At 58.3% G+C, this 21,763-nt stretch carries 14 protein-coding genes and 1 other RNA gene; 7 read left to right on the top strand and 8 right to left on the bottom strand.

Going from position 1 to position 21,763, the window contains the following annotated elements:
* Positions 1–10: 10 nt before the first annotated feature.
* The 8 genes from arsB to ACIPF8_RS23825 form a co-directional block, all read right to left on the bottom strand.
* Positions 11–1,030 (bottom strand): ACR3 family arsenite efflux transporter, encoded by a 1,020-nt coding sequence (gene arsB / locus ACIPF8_RS23860; RefSeq protein WP_400426183.1) that lies wholly within the window; start codon positions 1,028–1,030, stop codon positions 11–13.
* A 71-nt stretch (positions 1,031–1,101) separates the two neighbouring features.
* Positions 1,102–1,443 (bottom strand): ArsR/SmtB family transcription factor, encoded by a 342-nt coding sequence (locus tag ACIPF8_RS23855; protein WP_400426152.1) that lies wholly within the window; start codon positions 1,441–1,443, stop codon positions 1,102–1,104.
* Between the two features lie 265 nt (positions 1,444–1,708).
* Positions 1,709–2,071: a transfer-messenger RNA gene (ssrA, locus tag ACIPF8_RS23850) on the bottom strand.
* Between the two features lie 77 nt (positions 2,072–2,148).
* On the bottom strand, positions 2,149–5,823 hold the full coding sequence (locus tag ACIPF8_RS23845; RefSeq protein WP_400426150.1) for a DUF748 domain-containing protein: 3,675 nt from the start codon (positions 5,821–5,823) through the stop codon (positions 2,149–2,151).
* A 195-nt stretch (positions 5,824–6,018) separates the two neighbouring features.
* A complete protein-coding gene (locus ACIPF8_RS23840; protein ID WP_400426148.1) occupies positions 6,019–6,687 on the bottom strand; it encodes an HAD family hydrolase in 669 nt (222 codons plus the stop codon).
* 122 nt (positions 6,688–6,809) lie between these two features.
* Positions 6,810–7,505: a bifunctional 2-polyprenyl-6-hydroxyphenol methylase/3-demethylubiquinol 3-O-methyltransferase UbiG gene (ubiG, locus tag ACIPF8_RS23835; RefSeq protein WP_400426146.1), complete on the bottom strand. Its 696-nt coding sequence runs from the start codon at positions 7,503–7,505 to the stop codon at positions 6,810–6,812.
* Positions 7,506–7,716: 211 nt separating this feature from the next.
* Positions 7,717–8,352 (bottom strand): outer membrane protein OmpA, encoded by a 636-nt coding sequence (gene ompA, locus ACIPF8_RS23830; RefSeq protein ID WP_400426144.1) that lies wholly within the window; start codon positions 8,350–8,352, stop codon positions 7,717–7,719.
* Between the two features lie 279 nt (positions 8,353–8,631).
* Positions 8,632–9,312, bottom strand: coding sequence for an OmpA family protein (locus ACIPF8_RS23825; RefSeq protein WP_400426142.1), 681 nt, complete (start codon positions 9,310–9,312; stop codon positions 8,632–8,634).
* A 350-nt stretch (positions 9,313–9,662) separates the two neighbouring features.
* Here ACIPF8_RS23825 and gyrA point away from each other — a divergent pair, with 350 nt between their 5' ends.
* From gyrA to ACIPF8_RS23790, 7 genes are all read left to right on the top strand, one after another.
* On the top strand, positions 9,663–12,320 hold the full coding sequence (gyrA, locus tag ACIPF8_RS23820) for a DNA gyrase subunit A (RefSeq protein ID WP_400426140.1): 2,658 nt from the start codon (positions 9,663–9,665) through the stop codon (positions 12,318–12,320).
* 204 nt (positions 12,321–12,524) lie between these two features.
* Positions 12,525–13,625 carry a 3-phosphoserine/phosphohydroxythreonine transaminase gene (gene serC / locus ACIPF8_RS23815; RefSeq protein ID WP_400426138.1) on the top strand — a complete coding sequence of 367 codons (1,101 nt, stop codon included), beginning with the start codon at positions 12,525–12,527 and terminating at the stop codon, positions 13,623–13,625.
* Positions 13,626–13,717: 92 nt separating this feature from the next.
* Positions 13,718–14,791, top strand: coding sequence for a prephenate dehydratase (pheA, locus tag ACIPF8_RS23810; RefSeq protein WP_400426136.1), 1,074 nt, complete (start codon positions 13,718–13,720; stop codon positions 14,789–14,791).
* A 61-nt stretch (positions 14,792–14,852) separates the two neighbouring features.
* Positions 14,853–15,959: a histidinol-phosphate transaminase gene (hisC, locus tag ACIPF8_RS23805; RefSeq protein ID WP_400426134.1), complete on the top strand. Its 1,107-nt coding sequence runs from the start codon at positions 14,853–14,855 to the stop codon at positions 15,957–15,959.
* 57 nt (positions 15,960–16,016) lie between these two features.
* Positions 16,017–16,916, top strand: coding sequence for a prephenate dehydrogenase (locus tag ACIPF8_RS23800; protein WP_400426132.1), 900 nt, complete (start codon positions 16,017–16,019; stop codon positions 16,914–16,916).
* Positions 16,916–18,256, top strand: coding sequence for a 3-phosphoshikimate 1-carboxyvinyltransferase (aroA, locus tag ACIPF8_RS23795; RefSeq protein WP_400426130.1), 1,341 nt, complete (start codon positions 16,916–16,918; stop codon positions 18,254–18,256). Before ACIPF8_RS23800 ends, aroA begins: the two co-directional genes overlap by 1 nt.
* Positions 18,257–18,271: 15 nt before the next feature.
* The gene (locus ACIPF8_RS23790; protein ID WP_400426128.1) at positions 18,272–21,730 is read left to right on the top strand and encodes an SNF2-related protein; all 3,459 of its coding nucleotides are present in this window, start codon (positions 18,272–18,274) and stop codon (positions 21,728–21,730) included.
* The last annotated feature ends 33 nt before the right edge of the window (positions 21,731–21,763 follow it).

Raw genomic sequence — 21,763 nt, 5'->3', positions numbered from 1 at the left:
CGGTCATGTATCAACGTCCTTCGTACCAGCCTTGCGTGCGGTTCACGATACCGACAATCAGCAGCATGACCGGCACTTCGATCAGTACCCCGACGACGGTAGCCAGCGCCGCGCCGGATTTGAATCCAAACAGGCTGATTGCTGCGGCCACCGCCAGTTCGAAGAAGTTGGAGGCGCCGATCAACGCTGAGGGGCAAGCGATCGAATGCTTTTCCCCGACAACCTTGTTGAGCCAGTAAGCCAGCGCGGAATTGAAAAAGACTTGTATCAGGATGGGGATCGCCAGTAATGCGATGACCAGCGGCTGTTCGATGATTGCATTGCCCTGGAATGCAAACAGCAGCACCAGGGTCAGCAACAGCGCCGCAATCGACCAGGGCTGGATGCGCGCCATCAGCTTGTCAAAATTGGCCTGGCCACGGCGCAGCAGGGATCTGCGCCAGAGTTGAGCAATGATCACCGGCGCCACGATATACAACATCACTGATGTCAGCAGCGTCGCCCACGGCACGGTAATGCTGGACACGCCAAGCAAGAGAGCGACCAGTGGCGCAAATGCAAACACCATGATCAGATCGTTCATCGCAACTTGCGACAGCGTGAAGTAAGGATCACCGCCCGTAAGCCGGCTCCACACAAACACCATTGCCGTGCACGGCGCGGCGGCCAGCAGGATCAGTCCGGCGACATAGGAATCGAGCTGATCAGCCGGCAGATAAGGCGCAAACCAATGACGGATAAACACCCAGGCAAGCAGTGCCATCGAAAATGGTTTGACCGCCCAGTTGATGAACAAGGTAACGCCGATGCCGCGGACATGTCCCTTGACCTGGTTCCAGGCAGAGAAATCGATCTTGAGCAGCATGGGAATAATCATCACCCAGATCAGTCCGCCGACCGGCAGATTGACCTTGGCAACTTCCAGCGAACCGATTGCCTGCACCCCGACTGGAAAGAGCTGTCCGAGCAAAATGCCGACAACGATGCAAAGCGCCACCCAAACGGTCAGATAACGCTCAAACAGATTCATGGAGCCGCTTGCTGCATGTCTGTCGGCATCTACCGCCGGGTTGTCTGCAGGGATAGTCGCGTGCGCACGCTTCATGACGCCGAATCTTCCGAGGTGGAGCAAGCAGGATTGCAGACCGGCGTGCAGGGATTACCGCCGCAGCAATTCTCGGTCAGAAAGGCGAGCAGGCCGTTCATGGTGGCAAAATTCGCCGAGTAAATGACGAATCGCCCCTCATTGCGAAACGTCACCATGTCGGCGTGCGTCAGTTCCTTCATGTGGAACGATAGCGACGACGGTGATATCCCCACGGCTTCGCTGATCTTGCCCGCAGGCAGGCCGGCAGGCCCGGCTTGCACCAGGGCACGAAAGATCGCCAGGCGTGAGTCTTGGGCGAGTGCTGTAAGGGCAGCTACGGCTGAGTTTGTTTTCATATTTCAATGATAGTTGAAATATTGAATAAATCAATAGTTTCTTGTATGTGGCTAAAGGCCGTCGATCAATGTGGCGATGGCGATGGCGATGGCGGTGCGGGAATCTCCCGGGTTTTCGCTGGTAGGCGAAAACCGCTCAGACAGCGGCAAGCATGCTTGCCGAAACCCTGTCTTCGCCCCGCGTCCGTACCGGACGCGGATTCGATGCTCTGAGGCATCAATACCAATAAAAAAGGCCACCCTTCGGGTGACCTTTTTGTATTGGTGGTGGAGGCGGCGGGAATCGAACCCGCGTCCGCAAGTCCTCTACAGACAGTTCTACATACTTAGTGCTGTCATTTGATTTAACCCAGCCGACGCGGACGCACACGCTTCGTTCAGGCGAGTCACCTAAATTTAACTGTTAGCCAGGTAACCCGACTAAAAGCGATTCCCTGTAAATGACTCTACTGCTGTTTTACCAGCCCACCCCAGGGACGAGATGGTGTAGAGCTAACCGGTTATTAAGCGGCTAGTGCGTACGAGTTATCGTTTGCAGTTAGATCTATTCCGATTGTATTTACGAGGTAGTCGGTCCTCGGTATGCCCTGCGCTGCTTTGTAACCCACGTCGAAACCAGGTCGCCCCCAAGCAGATTGCTATTGTAACGCACTTGGGGCCTGCCTGTCAGGACGTTGCCGGTATTGAAAGACCGGCGGCTTTTGCCTATTTCAAGGCGAAATCGACGCGATTCGGCTGGCCCTTGTCCTTGATGCCATCGGCAGTCAGCTTCGGCGCGATCAGGAAAATCCGTTCCAGCGGGATCTGGCCCTTGGTTTCGAGGTAGGAGCGGACAGCTTCGGCGCGGCGGGTCGCCAACGCGCTCAATGCGTCTTGGGTCACCTGGGTATTGGCGACGATCAACTTTTCCATTTCCGGCGTCGGCAGGGATTTGGCAAAGCCGATGGCGTTGCGGGGTTTGTCGAATTTCTCGGAACCGTACACTTTACCCATGTACTTTTCCTTGTCGGCCTCGGTCAAGGCGACTTCGTCCGGTTGTGCATCGTCGCTTTGATTCACCGAGTCCTTGAGTTTCAGCGCTGCCAGCTTGCGGTTCAGGATTTGCTGGCGCACGCCATCGGTATCGGTGACCGGGTCAACACGGCCGATCAGGTCCAGCTTCAATGCCGGACGATCTTTCAATGCCTTGGCGATCGTATCGAGCTTGCTTTGTGTGGCGGCCGTGAGTGTTGCCGAGCCTGGCGCGAATTCGGCGTAGCCGAGTTCATCGCCGCCAGAGCCGCCGAAGGCGGAACTGATCAGTGCGAAAGGCGAGGTGACGGCCTTGACGATCAGGTTGATGAAGATGCGCACAATGATGCCGCCGATCGAGAATTGCGGGTCCGACAAGGTGCCGGAAATCGGCAGGTTGATGTTGATCTGGCCGTTGCGGTCTTTCAGCAGCGCCACGGCCAGCAGCACCGGCAGCTTGGTGGCGGTTGGGCTGTCGATCTTGTCGCCGAAGGTGAGCTGGTCGATGCGCACATTGTTTTCTGCGACCAGCTTGTCGTTCTCGATGTGATAGCTGACGTCCATCGACAGCTTGCCTTTCTCGATCGCATAGCCGGCGTACTTGGCGGCATACGGCGTCAGGCGCGGCAGCTCGACGCCGTTGGCGCTGGCCTTGATGTCGAGGAACATCGGCTTGAACAGTGGGTTGAGCGAACCGGAAATGGCCACTGGCGCGTCGTTGTCGATCTTGCCGTTGAGGTCGATCGGCGCCGGCGCCGGCTTGTCGGATGCGATCGCGCCGACCGTGCCGTTCATGCCGGTCATGTTGGCGGTGTAGTTCGGCTTGACGAAGTTGTCGGTGTAGTTGATGTTGCCGCCCTTGATCACCACCAGGCCGATCCGGATTACCGGTGCGTTTTCTTTGGGTGGCGCCACAACGATGGGGGCTACCGTGACTGTCCCTTCGCTAGTTGGCTTGGTGACTTTTGGCGTGCCCTGGCCCATGCCTTCGCCTGCCTCGGCGGAAGTCAGGGACGGTGTCGGCGCGCCGGGCGGGGCGTTCTTTGAGACGACAATATCCTGCAGGTTGAGTTTGGCCTTGTCGGACAGGATGATGCGCGCGTAGAAATCGTCCAGCGCGATTTTTGCCAAGGTCACATGTTGCCGCGGGCCGCCGATGCTGGCGTTGATGCCGCTGACATCGAGCAGTTTCCATTTGAGGAAGTCGGCGGAATTTTCCTTGTCCAGCACACGGAAATTCGCCAGGCGCAGCGTGCCGTTATAACTGGTGGCCAGCTCCTGGCGGGCGCTAGGCGGCACTAGCGTCAGTTTGCCCTTGGTGCTGGCCAGGCCGGAGGTCAGCGTCACGTTCAGGTAGTCGGTGAAGTAGGGCTGCAGCGCCGGCACTGACAGGTTCTGCGCATCGATGGCGAGGTCGAGCGACTTCATTTGCGCAGCGATGTTGCCGTCGACCGACAATTTCCCGCTTTTGTTGATCTGGCTGCGCAGGCTGATCTTGATCGGTTTGTCGAGTTTGCTGGAGACGTTGTCCGCGGTCAGGTTCAAATTGTCGGCACGCAGTTTGACCGTCGGTTTTACTGAGTCGTCGAGATAGGCGACGGCGCTGTCGGTGATCGCGAACTGATTGATGTTGGCGACCCAATCCGGTCCGGCTTTCTTGGCCGGTGCAGCCGCCACCGCCGCCTTTGGCGCAGCGCCGTTGGCGACGAATTGCTGGAGGTTGAGCTTACCCTTGGCATCGCGCCGGACATCGCCCTGGATGCCGGCCACGCGCAACGCATTGGCGTTGAAGGTATGGGCTTCGGTATCGACGCTGCCGTTTTCCAGGCTGATTTTCTTGATGCCGATGCTGCCGCCGGCATTCGATTTGGCTGCAACCTTGAGGTCGTTGACGTCAATCCCGAGCTGATGCAACTGGATCCGGCCGTCGCTGATGGAGAGCAGGGTGTCGAGCGATAGCTGGCCGGACAGCACGGCCGCCAGCGAGCGGTTGATATAAGGTTGGTACTGCGCAAGCGACAGGGCATCGATGCTAGCTTTGCCGGCGACTGCGCCTTTGGCTGGAGTAACCTGGCCGATGAACTGGATGTGCTGGTCGCCGTCGCTGCCGGTTGAGAGTTTGATGGTTGCCGGCTTGGCATTGGCAGCCATCGACAGTTGGCTGGCATCCAGCGCGACGTTCTTGACTTGCAGGTTCAGCGCCGGCGTTGCATTGGCGGCGTCGAGCCAGTTGACCGTGCCGTTATGGATGCTTAGCTTGGCGAGCGTCATTGCAGGGGCGGTGCTCGTGTTGGCCGGCTTTTTCGGCGCGTCCTTGGCGATATCCTGTTTGGCTGCCGGCGTGCTCAGGGCGGCCCAGTTGAGGCTGCCGTCAGCATTCAGGTTGACCCAGACTTCCGGTTGCTGGATGTCGATCTGATCCAGTGCGGCGCTGCCGTCGAGGACATTGAGTTTATGTATCTGCGTGTTGATCGCCTGCGCTTTCAGCAGCGGCGCGGCATTCTTGTCGGCCAGCGCAACGTCGGCCAGGTTGATCGCACCCGACAGCACGATTTCGGGTTTGTCCTTGTTGCGGACAAAACTCAGGTCGAGTTTGGTGGAGAGCTTTGTGCTTTCGATTTTCAGGGGCAAAGCCACTGGCGAAAACGCCACGAAACTGGCGACATCGAGCTGGTCGATATCGATCGCGAGCGCGGTTTCCTGGCTGCCGGCAAACGGCTTGCTGCGGCCCTTCAGGTCGAACGGCGTGCCATTGATCTTGGCTGACAGATGCGGCTGGACGAAGGTGTCGACCTTGCTCGGGAAATTCGATACGTAAGGCAGGCCGATGTTCAGCGCTTCGATATCGACCAGCTTGTTGGTGACCTTGTCGTCGAACTTGATCGTGCCGTTTTCGAGCTGGATATTGGAGATCGAAAACATGGCCGGTTTGTCGCTCTTCGGCATCGCCAGGACGCGGTCGATGATGTCGGAAAAATTGTAGCGGCCGATGCCTTCGGCGCTGGTGCGCACGATATGCAGGTTCGGGTTGACCAGCTGGACTTCATTCAATACCGGCGCCAGGCGGAACAGCGAAGCCGACGACGCATTGACCAGCAGCGTCTTGGCAGAAAATGCCGGTGTGGTCTTGTCGGGTTCGTACAGCGTGACATCGGACGCCGTCAGCGTAATCGTGAACGGATTGAAGCCGATCTTGCCGATGCTGACCTTGCGGCCAATCTGCGCTTCGGCTTGTTGTTCGGCCACGTGCTTGACGAGAGGGGGAACGGCGAACCAGCTGATGATTGCCAGCACCAGCAGCGCAGCGACCGTGATGCCTGCCCAGCGCATGGCGCGCGGGAGCCAGGAGGGACGAGGGAGATTTGCCATTTTTTTTCCTTATGGGCAAGGATGTCCACAATATACCGCCAGACAGCATTGCCAGCTAATTTATCAGAATCCGAGAAAACGTTGCAGCGAGGTGCAACCTGGAGTGTTAACCCGATGTTTCGACCTCGTGTGGCAGCCTGTAGACGTCATGCGTTGCACTCTTGTCGTCGCCAGGCTGCGACCGGTTCGTAATATTTACGGTTGCTGCGCCGGCAGCAATGCCAGCAGTTGAAGAGGTGTATCGATCAGTGCATCGGCGGCCCAGGAATCGGGTGCCGATTCGCCGCAATAACCCCAGGCCGCCGCAACGGTTGCCATGCCCGCCGCTTGTCCGGCCTGGATGTCGCGCAGGTCATCGCCGACGTACCAGCATTCGTGTGGCGCAACATTGAGGCGGCGCGCCGCTTCCAGCAGCGGTTCCGGGTGGGGTTTGGAGTGGGCGGTAGTATCGCCCGAGATCACGCAGTCGGCATCGCCGAGACCGATTTGCAGCACCAGCGGATCGGTGAAGCGGGCCGCCTTGTTGGTGACCACGCCCCAGCCGAGATTGCGTTGCCGGAGATCCTTGAGCAGTGCCGGAATGCCGTCGAACAGCGTACTGTTGACGGCCAGTGCGGCGGCGTAATGATCGAGGAAGCCGTCACGTAACTCGTCGAAGCCAGGATCGCCCGGCTTGAGGCCGAAGGCGGCGCCGATCATGCCGCGGGCGCCGGCTGATGTGTGTGGGCGCAGCTGTTCGTAAGGCGTGTCGTCGAGTCCTCGATCGTTGCGTACGCGATTCATGGCTGCAGCCAGATCCGGAGCGGTGTCGGCAAGCGTACCGTCGAGGTCGAACAGGATTGCGCGTGGCATTGGCAATGGCATGGTGGTTCCTCAGTGCGGAAAGCGACAGGCCTGAGGCGTAGCCGCTTTCGAATCAGATAAATAAAACCCGCCGCACTCGCGCATTGCTGCAACTGGCTCGATGGAGCGCAGCGGCGGCGATGCTAGACAGGTTTGGTGCAGGCCATCAAATAGTTGACGCCGGTATCCTGGTTAAGCGAATAGATGCGGGTGAGCGGGTTGTAGCTCATGCCGCGCAAGGTATCGACTGTCAGTCCAGCGTTGCGGGCAAACTGCGCCAGTTCGGCCGGTGTGATGAACTTGGCGTAGTCATGCGTCCCTTTGGGCAGCATGCGCAACAAGTATTCGGCGCCGATGACCGCCTGCAGATAGGCTTTCGGATTGCGATTCAGCGTGGAGAAAAATACCTGTCCGCCGGGTTTGACCAGTGTTGCGCAAGCGCGCACGATGGATGACGGATCGGGCACGTGCTCCAGCATTTCCATGCAGGTGACGACATCGAATTGCCCTGCTTCGCGTTCTGCCAGGTCTTCTGCCGCAATTTTTTCATAGCGGACTTCGATCCCGGATTCCAGGCTGTGCAGGTCGGCAACTTTCAATGCCTTGTCGGACAAGTCGATGCCGGTGACTTTGGCGCCTTTCCTGGCCATCGATTCGGCCAGGATGCCGCCGCCGCAGCCGATGTCGACAACATTCTTGCCGGCGAGCGCGGCGCGCGAATTGATCCACTCCAGGCGCAGCGGATTGATTTCATGCAATGGACGAAATTCGGATTCAGGGTCCCACCAGTGGTGAGCCAGGTCGCTGAATTTCTTGAGTTCTGATGGGTCTGCGTTCATAGGCTGAATCATAGCTGGAAAGTAAGGTTTTGCGGTTTTAAACCCTATTAAAAAGTTATCAAAGCCTGTAATGACAGCGACTGCTTTACGATATTGCCGCCCGCGGCGATAGCTATATCCGATGAGGGGCCGTGCTTCCGTTGCGCCTGTTCAATCTTGTCAGGCGAAAAAAAACCCCGCCGAGGCGGGGTTCTGATCGAGTTTTAATCGATTAGTTAGTACGTGTACCAACAACTTCGATTTCAACGCGACGGTTTTTAGCGCGGCCAGCTGCTGTCTTGTTGTCAGCGACTGGTTGCGACTTGCCTTTACCTTCGGTGTAAACACGGTTAGCTTCGACACCCTTGTGTACCAGGTATGCCTTAACAGCTTCAGCGCGACGAACCGACAGTTTTTGGTTGTAAGCAACGGAACCGATCGAGTCAGTGTGACCAACAGCGATGATGACTTCCAGGTTGATTGCGCCCAGTTTCGATGTCAGGTCGTCCAGCTTAGCTTTGCCTTCTGGCTTCAGGACAGCTTTGTCGAAGTCAAAGAATGCGTCAGCAGCGAAAGTGACCTTTTGCGATACTGGAGCTGGTGCTGGAACAACTGGAGCTGGTGCTGGTGCAACTGGAGCTGGTGCAGCTTGGGCGATTTCGCCGTCGCAACCTGGAACCGAGTCAGCTGGTGTCCAGTAGCCGGTGTGCCAGCACAGACCGTACGGGTCACGTGCGATCACGCCATTGGAGCTTTGAACATAGGCGCTGTATGGAGTAGGAGCCTGGATATCTTTGATTTCCTGCGCGGAGGCAGAGAGTGCGACGACTGCGGACGCAGCGAAGACGAGTTTTGCTAATTTATTCATGTTTCTCCTCTCGGTTGAGATATCCGCAGATTAACTGCGCAACTAATATACGACATCAAAAATTGGATAGTACCACGTGGTTCAGGCCGTTACGTGAGGGATTGACCACACGCAATGAACTTGACCACCATTCTGCCACAGGCCGCTATGACTAGCGAAGGATGCCAAATGATCCAGCACACGTTTTGCCCGCTTCGTTGTTTTCATACAACATAACATTATGAAAACATCCCCACGGGCAATATATTACATCGCCATAAGGGAATTATCGAAATTATTTTAATTTGGTTGCATTTTTATTACGACTCTGCGATCCGGGCTTAGGCAATCGATGAGTTGTTTATGGCTGAGTTTTTTACTGCAGCTGGAAACCGGTTCCGCTTCGCCGGCGCCGATAACGTCGATTCGATTGTGGATACCTTTGCTCTTCAAATACGATGCAACACTGGCGGCACGTTGTTTTGATAACTTTTGGTTATATTTCTCCGAGCCAATCCGATCCGTATAGCCGGTGACTATGATGACGCCGTTGCCGCAGAGATTTGTTAATTTGCCAATTATTTCCTGGTCGATGCGCTGTTTGGCAACCTTGGTCAGGGTTGCCCTGCCAAAACTGAAGGTCTGGTCGCTCAACAACGTGACGTTGCATTGCGCAACGTTTGCCGCAGGTACTTTTTCCGTATTGGCAACTAATGGATTTTCTGCAAGGGCCGGTGCGATTGCCTTCATGACCGGCGGAGTCAGCGTGCCGTCGCAACCGGTCACCGCGTCATTTTGTTCCCAATAGCCGGAGCGCCAGCACAAGCCATCCTGGCTGCGCACGATTGGTCCGCGGCCATCCTGCAGGTAGGCGTTTTTTTCTGTTGTTGCATGAACATCCGTGGTTTGGGCGAAGCTTGAACTGGCCGCGAAGCCGAGAGCCGAACCTAGCAGCAGGCTCAGCGCAATGATATGACGCATAATTATTTCCTGAGAGAAGTGGCCGGCGGGCGCATGCAAGCGCTGCCGAATTGCCGGGCAAGGCGGCATTTAAACATATTTTTTTGCCATACAGCGATTCCTGGCGGAAGTATGGAGCCCTTGCTTGCCTGAAAAGCCAGAAGCGCCTCCCCCGCGTGCTAAAATCATGCGTCTAATTACTGCCATTCGGGGCTGTAGTCGGCGATATGCCGATATTTCAGCGCTGAATGACGGTCTGGCTGATTGTGGAAGAGGCGTTCGCCGCGTTTCCGCGGTGTCGAACCTTGTCCTGCAAGCAGCCATATATATCTGTGATCGATCAACCCAAGTAAAGACTCGCCGACTCGCTAATGGATCAATTCGCTAAAGAAACAATCCCGATTTCCCTCGAAGAAGAAATGCGCAAGAGCTATCTCGATTACGCGATGAGCGTGATCGTCGGCCGTGCGCTGCCGGATGTGCGCGACGGCCTCAAGCCGGTGCATCGCCGGGTCTTGTTCGCCATGCATGAAATGAACAACGTCTGGAACCGCCCGTTCGTCAAATGCGCGCGCGTGGTCGGTGAGACGATGGGTAAATACCACCCGCACGGCGACGCGTCGATCTACGACACGCTGGTGCGGATGGCGCAACCCTTCTCGCTGCGCTACATGCTGGTCGACGGCCAGGGTAATTTCGGCTCGATCGACGGCGACGGCGCCGCGGCGATGCGTTATACCGAGTGCCGCCTGGACAAGATCGCCGGCGAACTGCTGGCCGACCTGGACAAGGAAACCGTCGACTTCGTGCCTAACTATGACGGCAAGGAAAAGGAGCCGTCGGTGTTGCCGACGCGTATTCCAAACCTGCTGATCAACGGTTCGTCCGGTATCGCGGTCGGTATGGCGACCAACATCCCGCCGCATAACCTGACCGAAGTGATCGACGGTGCTTTGCACGTGCTGCGCAATCCCGAATGCGCGATCGACGAGTTGATCGAGATCATCCCGGCGCCGGATTTCCCGACCGCCGGCATCATCTACGGCGTCTCCGGCGTGCGCGACGGTTACCGCACCGGCCGTGGCCGTGTGGTGATGCGCGCCAAGACCCACTTCGAAGAGTTCGGACGTGAAGGCCGCACCGCGATCATCATCGACGAGCTGCCGTACCAGGTAAACAAGAAGGCGCTGCTGGAACGTATCGCCGAGCTGGTGCGCGACAAGAAGCTGGAAGGCATTTCGGACCTGCGCGACGAGTCGGACAAATCCGGCATGCGCGTGGTGATTGAGCTCAAGCGCGGCGAAGTGGCCGAGGTAGTGCTGAACAACCTGTACAAGCAAACGCAGCTGCAAGATACCTTCGGCATGAACATGGTGGCGCTGGTGGATGGTCAGCCGAAGCTGCTGAACCTGAAGCAGATGCTGGAATGCTTCCTGTCGCATCGTCGCGAAGTCGTCACACGCCGTACCGTGTTCGAACTGCGCAAGGCACGCGAACGCGGCCACGTGCTGGAAGGCCTGGCGGTAGCGCTGGCGAATATCGATGATTTCATCGCGCTGATCAAGGCGGCGCCAACGCCGCCGGTAGCGAAATCCGAACTGATGGCGCGCGCCTGGGATTCGTCCATGGTGCGTGAGATGCTGGCTCGCACCGGCGAGGAAAACCTCGGCGGCATCGAGTCCTTCCGTCCGGAAAACCTGCCGAAACATTACGGTATCCAGTCTGATGGCTTGTATAAGCTGTCGGACGATCAGGCGCAGGAAATTCTGCAGATGCGCTTGCAGCGTTTGACCGGGCTGGAGCAGGACAAGATCGTCAATGAGTACAAAGACGTGATGGAACAGATCGCCGACTTGCTGGATATCCTGGCCAAGCCGGAGCGCGTCACCGTCATCATCACTGATGAAATGACCGCCGCCAAGAACGAATACGGCATCGGCAACAAGGATGCACGTCGTTCGCAGATCGAGCACAATCCTACCGATCTCGGTACCGAAGACTTGATCACGCCGCAGGACATGGTCGTGACCTTGTCGCACACCGGCTACATGAAAGCGCAGCCGGTCTCGGAATACCGCGCGCAAAAACGCGGTGGCCGCGGCAAGCAGGCGATGGCGACCAAGGATGACGACTGGATCGACCAGCTGTTCGTCGGCAATACCCATGATTACATTTTGTGCTTCAGCAATCGCGGCCGCCTGTACTGGCTGAAGATCTGGGAAGTGCCGCAAGGTTCGCGCAACTCGCGCGGCAAGCCGATCGTCAACATGTTCCCGCTGCAGGATGGCGAGAAGATTACTGTCGTCTTGCCGTTGTCGGGCGATAACCGCAGCTTCCCTGAAGACCGCTACGTGTTCATGTCGACCAGCCTCGGCACCGTCAAGAAGACGCCGTTGTCCGACTTCAGCAATCCACGCAAGGCCGGCATCATCGCGGTCGATCTGGACGAAGGCGATTTCCTGATCGGCGCGGCGCTGACCGATGGCCAGCACGATGTGATGCTGTTCTCGGATTCCGGCAAGGCAGTACGCTTCGACGAAAACGATGTGCGCCCGATGGGCCGCACTGCACGTGGCGTGCGCGGCATGAACCTGGAAGAAGGGCAGCAGGTCATCGCCTTGCTGGTCGCCGAAAATGAGCAGCAATCGGTATTGACTGCAACCGAAAACGGCTTCGGCAAACGTACTCCGATCACCGAGTACACCCGCCATGGCCGCGGCACCAAGGGCATGATTGCAATCCAGACCAGCGAACGTAACGGCAAGGTAGTCGCCGCGACATTGGTTGAGCCTAGTGACGAAATCATCCTGATCACCACCGGTGGTGTCCTGATACGTACCCGCGTCGCGGAAATCCGCGAAATGGGGCGCGCTACACAGGGCGTCACGTTGATCGCGGTGGAAGACGGCACCAAGCTGAGCGGTTTGCAGCGCGTGGTCGAATCTGACGCCGAAGTGGACGCTGAAGCCGATGCCGGCAACGGCGAAACAGGTGGCGCTGCTGACGCAGCCGATCCGGCAGCCGAGTAAAGTATCAAGCCGCGCGATCCGAGCCATGGCACGGACCGCGCGGTAGTGTTCACGTTTTAAATTTGCTGGCCGGTATGCATCAAGCAGGCGCGCAGCGCTTGGCAGTAAATCAGCAGCAAAATCGGCAATAAGTACGCTATCCGTTGGTCTGTACCCGCAGTTCGCAGTTTCTGTAATCCTGGCTTTTATCTGACGACATTCATCATGCCTATCTACAATTTTTCCGCTGGCCCCGCCGTATTACCGAAAGAAGTGCTGCAGCAGGCTGCGGCCGAAATGCTGGACTGGCATGGCAGTGGCATGTCGGTGATGGAAATGAGTCATCGCGGCAAGGAATTCATGTCGATCCTGGCGGCGGCGCAGCAGGATTTCATCGAGCTGTTTGCGGTGCCTGCAAATTACAAGCTGCTGTTCATGCAAGGCGGTGCGATTGCCGAAAATGCGATCGTGCCGTTGAACCTGATGGGCCGTAAAAGTCAGCCGGCAACCGCCGATTACATCAATACCGGTTCCTGGTCGACCAAGTCGCTGAAGGAAGCCAAGCGTTACGGCAACGTCAATGTCGCCGCTTCGTCGGAAGAGCAGCACTTTGCCCGCATTCCGGCGCGCGACAGCTGGCAGTTGTCGAAAGATCCGGCTTACGTGCATATCTGCACCAATGAAACGATCGATGGCGTCGAGTACCAATTCACGCCCGATATCGCAGCCGAGACCAACAATGCGCCGCTGGTGGCCGACATGTCGTCGCACATCCTGTCGCGCGTGGTCGATGTCTCCAAATACGGCGTGATCTACGGCGGTGCGCAAAAGAATATCGGCCCTGCCGGCCTGACGCTGCTGGTGGTGCGCGAAGATTTGCTGGGCCATGCGTTGCCGGCCTGCCCGTCGGCGTTCAACTGGAAAATCGTGGCTGATAACGATTCGATGTACAACACGCCGCCGACCTATGCGATCTACATCGCCGGGCTGGTGTTCCAGTGGCTCAAGAAACAGGGCGGCGTCGCCGCGATGGAGCAGCGCAATATCGCCAAGGCGGCGTTGTTGTACGAGCATCTGGATTCCACCGATTTCTACAAGACCAAGATCGCCAGCGATTGCCGTTCGCGCATGAACGTGCCGTTCTTCCTGGCCGATGAAGCGTTGAACGAAGCGTTCCTGGCCGGCGCCAAGGAACGCGGCCTGTTGCAACTGAAGGGGCACAAGTCGGTAGGCGGCATGCGCGCATCGATCTACAACGCAATGCCAATTGAAGGCGTACAGGCGTTGGTTGAATACCTGAAAGAGTTTGAAAAGCATCGCGGCTAAGGCATTACTAAGGCATTAGCAAGTCATTATCGTTGTCGGCGATTGCCGGTTTTACCCAGCAGCAGAACACCAGATAGAGAAATACAGTCATCATGAGCGAAGATAAACTCCTGCCCTTGCGTCAACAGATTGACGCTATCGATGCGGAAATCCTGGCCTTACTCAACCGCCGTGCGCAAATTGCGCAAGAGGTCGGTCACGTCAAGGCCGAGACCAACGCGCCGGTGTTCCGTCCTGAGCGCGAAGCGCAGGTATTGCTCAAGGTTGCCGAGCGCAATCCCGGCCCGTTGCAGGGCAGCGATGTGCAGACCATTTTCCGTGAAGTGATGTCGGCTTGCCGTGCGCTGGAAAAGCGCGTTACCGTCGCCTACCTGGGCCCGGCCGGCACCTTCAGTGAACAGGCGGTGTATCAGCAGTTCGGCCATGCGGTGGAAAGCCTGGCTTGCGTGTCGATCGATGAAGTATTCCGTGCGGCCGAAGCCGGTACTGCCGATTTCGGCGTGGTGCCGATCGAGAATTCGTCCGAAGGCGTGATCAATCGTACTCTCGATCTGCTGCTGCAAACTACGCTGAGTATCAGCGGCGAAGTATCGATCCCGGTGCATCACAGCCTGATGAGCAAGGATGGCACGATGGATGCGGTGACCCGCATTTGCGCGCATTCGCAAGCGCTGGCGCAATGCAATGCCTGGCTCAACCAGCATTATCCGTTGCTGGAACGGCAGGCGGTGGCTTCCAATGCCGAAGCGGCGCGCATGGCGAGTGAAGATCCGACGGTGGCTGGAATTGCCGGTGAGATCGCCGCGCAAAAATATGGCCTGCAGATTGTCAGCGCCCACATTCAGGACGATCCGCACAACCGTACTCGTTTTGCCGTGATCGGACGCCTGCAGACTGCGGCCAGCGGCAAGGACCAGACTTCATTGGTGCTGTCGGTGGCGAACAAGGCGGGCGCGGTTTACAACCTGCTGGCGCCGCTTGCCAAGCATGGCGTGTCGATGACGCGTTTCGAGTCGCGGCCGGCGCGCATGGGCGCGTGGGAATATTATTTTTATGTCGACGTCGAAGGTCACGCGGATGACGACAAGGTGATCAAGGCGCTGGCCGAGTTGAAACAGAACGCGGCGTTCTACAAGCTGCTGGGATCGTACCCGCGCAGTTTTTGATCCGGCTTGATCCTATTCTTCATTACTTCAATCTTTCAATATTTCGTTTCGAAAGCAGACAATGTCAATTCAATTAGGTCCAGAGTATGTGCGCGCCATCGCCCCGTATCAGGGCGGTAAGCCGATTGCTGAAGTCGCGCGCGAGTTCGGTCTCGACGAAGCCAAGATCATCAAACTGGCGTCCAATGAAAATCCGCTCGGCATGCCGGAATCGGCGCGTCTGGCGATGCAGCAGGCAGTCGCCGATATCGGCCGCTATCCAGATGCCAACGGCTTCGATCTGAAAGCAGCGATCACCGCCAAGTACGATGTGCCGGCCGACTGGATCACATTGGGCAACGGCAGCAACGACATTCTTGAACTGGCGACGCACGCTTTCGTGCAAGCGGGCGAGGCTGCCATGTATGCGGAATTTTCCTTTCTGGTGTACGCATTGGCGACACAAGCCGTCGGCGCCCGCGCGATCGTGGTCAAGGCCAAGGATTTCGGCCATGACCTGGATGCGATGGCCAAGGCCATTACCCCGGACACCAAACTGATCTTCATCGCCAATCCGAACAATCCGACCGGCACTTTCATTCCTGCCGCCGACATTGAAGCGTTCCTGGCGCGCGTGCCGGCGCAAACCGTGGTGGTGCTGGACGAAGCCTACAACGAATACCTGCCGCCGGAACTGCAGTATGAGTCGATTGCCTGGGTGCGTAAGTATCCGAACCTGCTGGTGTCGCGCACCATGTCGAAAGCCTATGGCCTGGCGGGTTTGCGTATCGGCTTCGGGATTGCGCAACCGGTCATCACCGATTTGCTGAACCGGATCCGCCAGCCGTTCAACGTCAACTCGCTGGCGCAAGCCGCCGCGGTTGCCGCATTGAACGACAGCGCCTTCCTGCAACGTAGCGCGCAGCTGAATCGCGATGGTTATCACCAGCTGACGCAGGTCTTTGACGAACTGGGCCTGCAATATGTGCCGTCGTTCGGCAACTTCGTGCTGGTCAAGGTTGGTGAAGATGGCGATGCGGGAGCGCGCGTCAACCTGGCCTTGCTGAAGCAAGGCATCATCGTGCGTCCGGTCGGCAACTACGGCTTGCCGCAATGGTTGCGTGTCACGATCGGCTTGCCGAATGAAAACGCGGCATTCATCGACGCGTTGAAGAAATTGCTGGCCTGATCATTTGCTGCGGCATCAACCCGGTTTGAATTTTTAATCTCTATTAAAGCAACAGTCGTGTTCAAGAAAATCGCAATATTCGGTGTCGGGTTGATCGGCGGTTCTTTTGCACTGGCCTTGAAGAAGGCCGGCGCAGTGGAGCGGATCGTCGGCGTCGGTCGCCATCCCGCCACCCTGGAGCGTGCGCGCGAACTCGGCATCATCGATGCCGCCGCCACTTCAGTTGCGGATGCGGTAAGCGGCGCGGACCTGGTCCTGATCGCCGCGCCGGTGGCGCAGACGGCAGCCATCCTGGCCAGCATCGCACCACATCTGCAGGCCGGGACAATCGTTACCGACGCCGGCAGCACCAAGTCCGACGTCGTGCTGGCGGCAAGGGCCGCGCTGGGCAGCAAGATTGCCCAATTCGTACCTGGTCATCCGATCGCCGGACGCGAACAGAATGGCCCCGATGCAGCGCTTGCCGAGCTGTATGTCGGCAAGAAGGTGGTGTTGGCGCCGTTGCCGGAAAATGCTGAACAGGATGTCGCCAAGGTGGCGGCCGCGTGGCAGCAATGCGGAGCCTTGATCCATCGGCTTTCGGCGCAGCAGCACGACGCCATTTTTGCCGCCGTCAGTCATTTGCCGCATGTGCTGGCCTATGCGCTGGTGGACGATATTGCAAACAAGCCGCACGCGGCGGACCTGTTTCAATATGCGGCCAGCGGCTTCCGCGACTTTACCCGCATCGCCGGCTCGTCGCCGGAAATGTGGCGCGATATTTCATTGGCCAACCAGGGTGCCTTGCTCAACGAGCTGGACGCTTACCTGGTGCAACTAACCCGGCTGCGCGGTTTGCTGGCAGCGGGCGACGGTCCTGCCATCGAGGCAATTTACGGCAACGCCCAGCAGGCAAGACACAGCTGGATCAGCGCCATCGAGGCGGCCGAACAACAGAACAAGGAAGGTGGCGATTGATGAGTACCCAACGAACACAGCAGTACCCGCATTACCTGGATCTGCATCCGGTCGCGCATGTGCGCGGTACGGTCCGGCTGCCGGGTTCCAAGAGCATTTCCAATCGTACCCTGCTGCTGGCGGCACTTGCCGGCGGCACTACCCAGATTCACGATTTGCTGGCGTCGGACGATACGCTGGTGATGCTGATGGCGCTCAAGCAGTTAGGTGTCGTTTGGGAGCAGAAAGAGGGATCGCAGACCTATACCGTGCATGGCAGCAACGGCAGTTTCCCGGTGCATCAGGCCGATCTGTTCATGGGCAATGCCGGCACTGCCATCCGGCCGTTGACCGCAGCGTTGGCGGCAATGGGCGGCGACTACACGCTGCACGGCGTGGCACGCATGCACGAGCGGCCGATTGGCGATCTGGTTGATGCCTTGAATGCAGTCGGCACCCGGATTGCCTACACTGGCGTGGCCGGTTATCCACCTTTGCATATCCAGCGCGGCCAGTTGCACGCGCAACGCATGCAGGTGCGCGGCAACGTGTCGAGCCAGTTCCTGACGGCTTTGCTGATGGCGGCGCCGTTGATGGCCAAGAATGAGGCAGTAACGATCGAAGTGATCGGCGAGTTGATCTCCAAGCCTTACATTGAAATCACGTTGAACCTGATGCAGCGTTTTGGCGTGACGGTGGAGCGTGACGGTTGGCAGTCGTTTACCGTGGCGGCAGGGCAGCAGTATCAAAGTCCGCACAGCATCCACGTCGAAGGCGACGCTTCTTCCGCTTCGTATTTCCTGGCGGCCGGCGCGATTGCCGGCGGCCCGTTGCGGGTTGAGGGCGTCGGCAAGGACAGCATTCAGGGCGACGTGCGTTTTGTCGAAGCGCTGCAGCAGATGGGCGTCAAGATCGCGATGGGCGACAACTGGATCGAGTCGTCCTCGAACGGCGTCCTGAAGGCGATCGATGCCGATTTCAATCACATTCCCGATGCGGCGATGACGATTGCCGTGGCCGCGCTGTACGCAGACGGCCCGAGTACCTTGCGCAATATCGCCAGCTGGCGCGTCAAGGAAACCGATCGCCTGAGTGCGATGGCGACGGAACTGCGCAAACTGGGCGCGATCATCGAAGAGGGCAGCGATTACCTGCGCGTGACGCCGCCGGCGCAACTGCAGCCAGCGACCATCGATACCTATGACGACCATCGGATGGCCATGTGCTTCTCGCTGGCTTCGCTCGATGGCGCGGCGCGCCGTGGCACTACGGTGCGTATCAACGATCCGAAATGCGTGGCCAAGACCTTCCCCGATTATTTCAACGTGTTCGCGCAAATCGCCGAGCAGACCTTGCTGTAAGCCGGCGGATCGCGCATGAATTTGACACTTGCCGATGTGCGCGAGGTGTTGCACCAGGCAACCTTTGAGCGTGGTCAGGAATATGTGCAGCAGCGGCGCGTGCTGGCAGTCGAGCAGGATGGCGACGTGCTTAACGCCACCGTCCAGGGTAGCGACAGTCATATCTATCGACAGGAAATAACGCTGTCGATGTTTCACGATGCGCCCGATATCGAGAGCGTGTGTTCCTGCGCGGTCGGGAACAACTGCAAGCATGTGGCGGCGGCGTTGATCGAATACCTGCAACGCCCCGGCGCCGCCGGCAAGCCGCAAATTCCGCCACCCCAAACGCCGCCTCCGGCAGCTTTGTCCAAGCCCCTTGCGGCGCCGACACTTGCACGGCCGATGGAAGCATGGTTGTCGCGTGTCGAGGGTGAAATCGCCGGCAACGGTGCGGCGCCGCAGCAGCCTGGCTTGCGCCAAAAGGCAGCTACCCATCATGTGGTGTTTGTGCTGTCTTCCGCCTATAACGGCAAGAAGGCAGTCCTGCATTTGTGCAAGGCGCAGCAACGTCCTAACGGCCAGTTTTCTGCCGCCCAGCCGATAACCGATGTGCCGCGCCTGCTAGCCGATCCGTCGGTGTTCCTGCGCGCCGAAGATCGCGATCTGATCGGCTTGTTCGTGGCCCAGAATGACGGTAATCACGCGCAGCATGCGGCTTGTGAATTGAGCGGAAAACTCGGCGCGCTGCTATTGCAGTCGCTGCTGCAGCAACAGCGTTTGCTGTGGGCGAATTCATTGGCGGATTTGGCTAAGGGTACCGCCTATCCGCTGCAACTGGCAGCTACGCGCCGCGCCAGCCTGGCCTGGCATGAGGCGGTCCAGGATCGCGATGATGGCCGGGATGCCGACAGCGACATGCTGCAGCTCGGATGGCAGTTTGAGGCAGAGCCGGACAGTCAATCGATGGCAAACCGTACCCGCAAGAATATTGACTACCTGTTGCCGACCGAGCCACCTTGGTACATCGATAACCTGTCATGCGGAGAACTGCAGCTGTCGCATCGCGACGCCAGGATTTCCAGCAAGGCGCTCAACGACCTGGTCATCCAGGCACCGTTGCTCGATCCCGATGATCGTGTCGCCGTAGCGCAGCAATTGCTGGCGCAGGGTTTGAACGACGTGATTCCGTTTCCGCCGCAAATTCCGCAAATCATCCGCAAGAATATTGCTCCGCAGCCGTTGCTGGTCCTGGGCAATTTGCCGAGCGTTAGCAATCCTGCGATGCAGGATTTTGCGGAGCTGCATTTCCGTTATGACGGCGAACTGGTCTCGGCCCTGTTTGCACCCGCACTCAGTCGCAACACGCAGGCCGGCATCGAGCAGATTGTGCGCGATCAGGCTGCCGAAGAAGGCTTCAGGCAATCCCTGACCGCGCTCGGCATGCTGCCGCTGCAAGGCACCCAGCATCCGCTGGCGATGATGCCCGGCATGTTCATGCTGCCGGATCAGGCCGCTTGGCTACGTTTTGCAAAAGACGGATTGCCGCGCTTGGTCGAGCAAGGCTGGCAGATCGACAAGCGCGCCGAATACCGTTTTGACGTCGCCGAAGTGGAAGACTGGTATGCCGAGATTGATGAGGCTGGCGAGCAGGCTGCCGGCATGTCGTTCGATCTCGAACTCGGTATCGTGGTTAACCACCAGCGCGTGCCATTGCTGCCGCTGCTGGTCGATCTGATCCGCCAGGCGCCGCAGGATTTCGATCCGCGCACGCTGGCGCAGCGCGACGATGCCGACGAATTGTTGGTGCGCCTGGCCGATGGCGTCCACGTCGCCATGCCATGGGGCCGCATCAAGCCAATCCTGAACACGCTGGGCGAGCTGTACTTCGCCGAGAAAGCGGATGGTCCGGTGCGCTTGTCGACGCTCGATGCCGCGCGCCTGGCGGAGCTCGATGCCGGCGCCAAGTTACGCTGGGTCGGCGGCGATCGTTTGCGCAGCATGGGACAGAAGCTGAGCACCTTCGGCGGCATCCGCAAGATTACAGCACCACCTGGCTTGCAGGCCACATTGCGCGACTACCAGCTGGAAGGGGTAGCGTGGATGCAATTCCTGCGCGAATACGACCTGGCCGGCATCCTTGCCGACGACATGGGGCTGGGCAAAACGGTGCAAACGCTGGCGCACATATTGCTTGAAAAACAGGGCGGTCGCTTGACCGCACCGGCGCTGGTCATTGCGCCGACCAGCCTGATGGATAACTGGCAGCAGGAAGCGGCGCGCTTCGCGCCAGATCTGCGGGTATTGGTGTTGCAGGGCAAGCAGCGGCTTGAGCAGTTTGAACAAATCGGCGAGTACGACCTGGTCTTGACCACGTATGCGTTGCTGCCGCGCGATGAAGAGCGCTGGCGCGAGCATGCGTTCCATTTGCTGATACTGGATGAGGCGCACTACATCAAGAATCCGCGCTCCAAAGTGGCGCAAAGCGTGGGCTTGCTGAATACCCGGCATCGGCTGTGCCTGACCGGCACGCCGGTGGAAAATCACTTGGGCGAACTGTGGGCGCAATTCCATTTCCTGTTGCCGGGTTTGCTGGGCGATGAGAAAAGTTTCAACCGCGATTTCCGCCACCCGATCGAAAAGCAGGGCGACGCCAATCGGCGCGCGTTGCTGGGGCGGCGCATCAAACCTTTCCTGCTGCGTCGGACCAAGGACAAGGTGGCCAAGGAATTGCCGCCGAAGACCGAGATGGTGCGCAGCGTGACCTTGACTGGTGCACAGCGCGACCTCTATGAAAACGTGCGCCTGGTGATGGACAAGAAGGTGCGTGAAGAGGTGGCGAAAAAAGGCGTGGCGCGCAGCCATATCGTGATTCTGGAAGCGTTGTTGAAGTTGCGGCAGGCATGCTGCGATCCGCGCCTGATCAAGACCGATCTGCTGGAAGACGGCATGGCGGCGCCGCTCGATGCGCCGTCGGCCAAGCTGGTGGAATTGCTGGAAATGCTGGAAGAGTTGCGGCAGGAGGGGCGCCGCATCCTAGTGTTCTCGCAATTTACCAGTATGCTGGGGCTGATTGCCGCCGAACTCGATCAACGTGATATCGGTTACGCGTTGCTGACCGGCGCTACCCAGGATCGCGTCGAACCGGTGCGGATGTTCCAGGATGGTGAAGTGCCGGTATTCCTGATCAGCCTGAAGGCCGGCGGCGTCGGCCTCAACCTGACCGCGGCGGATATCGTGATCCATTACGATCCGTGGTGGAATCCGGCGGCGGAAAGCCAGGCTACCGACCGCGCCTGGCGTATTGGCCAGGACAAGCCGGTGTTTGTCTACAAGTTGATCGCCAAGGGCACCGTAGAAGAAAGCATACAGTTGCTGCAACAGAAGAAAGCCGATCTGGCGCAAGCGATGTTGTCGCCGGTGGGCGAAACCCAGAATATCGGATTGACGCAGGACGACTTGCAGGCGATTTTTGCGCCTTTGTCTGAGTCATAAAATATATTTCATTAAAGAAATATTGTTTTCATT

This window comes from Collimonas sp. NPDC087041, assembly GCF_044745265.1.
GTDB lineage: Bacteria > Pseudomonadota > Gammaproteobacteria > Burkholderiales > Burkholderiaceae_D > Collimonas.
This window is presented reverse-complemented; position numbering and strand designations above follow the sequence as displayed.

Coding starts and splice junctions, on each gene's coding strand:
- arsB (WP_400426183.1), bottom strand. CDS start 1,030: ATGAATCTGTTTGAGCGTTATCTGACCGTTTGGGTGGCGCTTTGCATC.
- ACIPF8_RS23855 (WP_400426152.1), bottom strand. CDS start 1,443: ATGAAAACAAACTCAGCCGTAGCTGCCCTTACAGCACTCGCCCAAGAC.
- ACIPF8_RS23845 (WP_400426150.1), bottom strand. CDS start 5,823: ATGGCAAATCTCCCTCGTCCCTCCTGGCTCCCGCGCGCCATGCGCTGG.
- ACIPF8_RS23840 (WP_400426148.1), bottom strand. CDS start 6,687: ATGCCATTGCCAATGCCACGCGCAATCCTGTTCGACCTCGACGGTACG.
- ubiG (WP_400426146.1), bottom strand. CDS start 7,505: ATGAACGCAGACCCATCAGAACTCAAGAAATTCAGCGACCTGGCTCAC.
- ompA (WP_400426144.1), bottom strand. CDS start 8,352: ATGAATAAATTAGCAAAACTCGTCTTCGCTGCGTCCGCAGTCGTCGCA.
- ACIPF8_RS23825 (WP_400426142.1), bottom strand. CDS start 9,312: ATGCGTCATATCATTGCGCTGAGCCTGCTGCTAGGTTCGGCTCTCGGC.
- gyrA (WP_400426140.1), top strand. CDS start 9,663: ATGGATCAATTCGCTAAAGAAACAATCCCGATTTCCCTCGAAGAAGAA.
- serC (WP_400426138.1), top strand. CDS start 12,525: ATGCCTATCTACAATTTTTCCGCTGGCCCCGCCGTATTACCGAAAGAA.
- pheA (WP_400426136.1), top strand. CDS start 13,718: ATGAGCGAAGATAAACTCCTGCCCTTGCGTCAACAGATTGACGCTATC.
- hisC (WP_400426134.1), top strand. CDS start 14,853: ATGTCAATTCAATTAGGTCCAGAGTATGTGCGCGCCATCGCCCCGTAT.
- aroA (WP_400426130.1), top strand. CDS start 16,916: ATGAGTACCCAACGAACACAGCAGTACCCGCATTACCTGGATCTGCAT.
- ACIPF8_RS23790 (WP_400426128.1), top strand. CDS start 18,272: ATGAATTTGACACTTGCCGATGTGCGCGAGGTGTTGCACCAGGCAACC.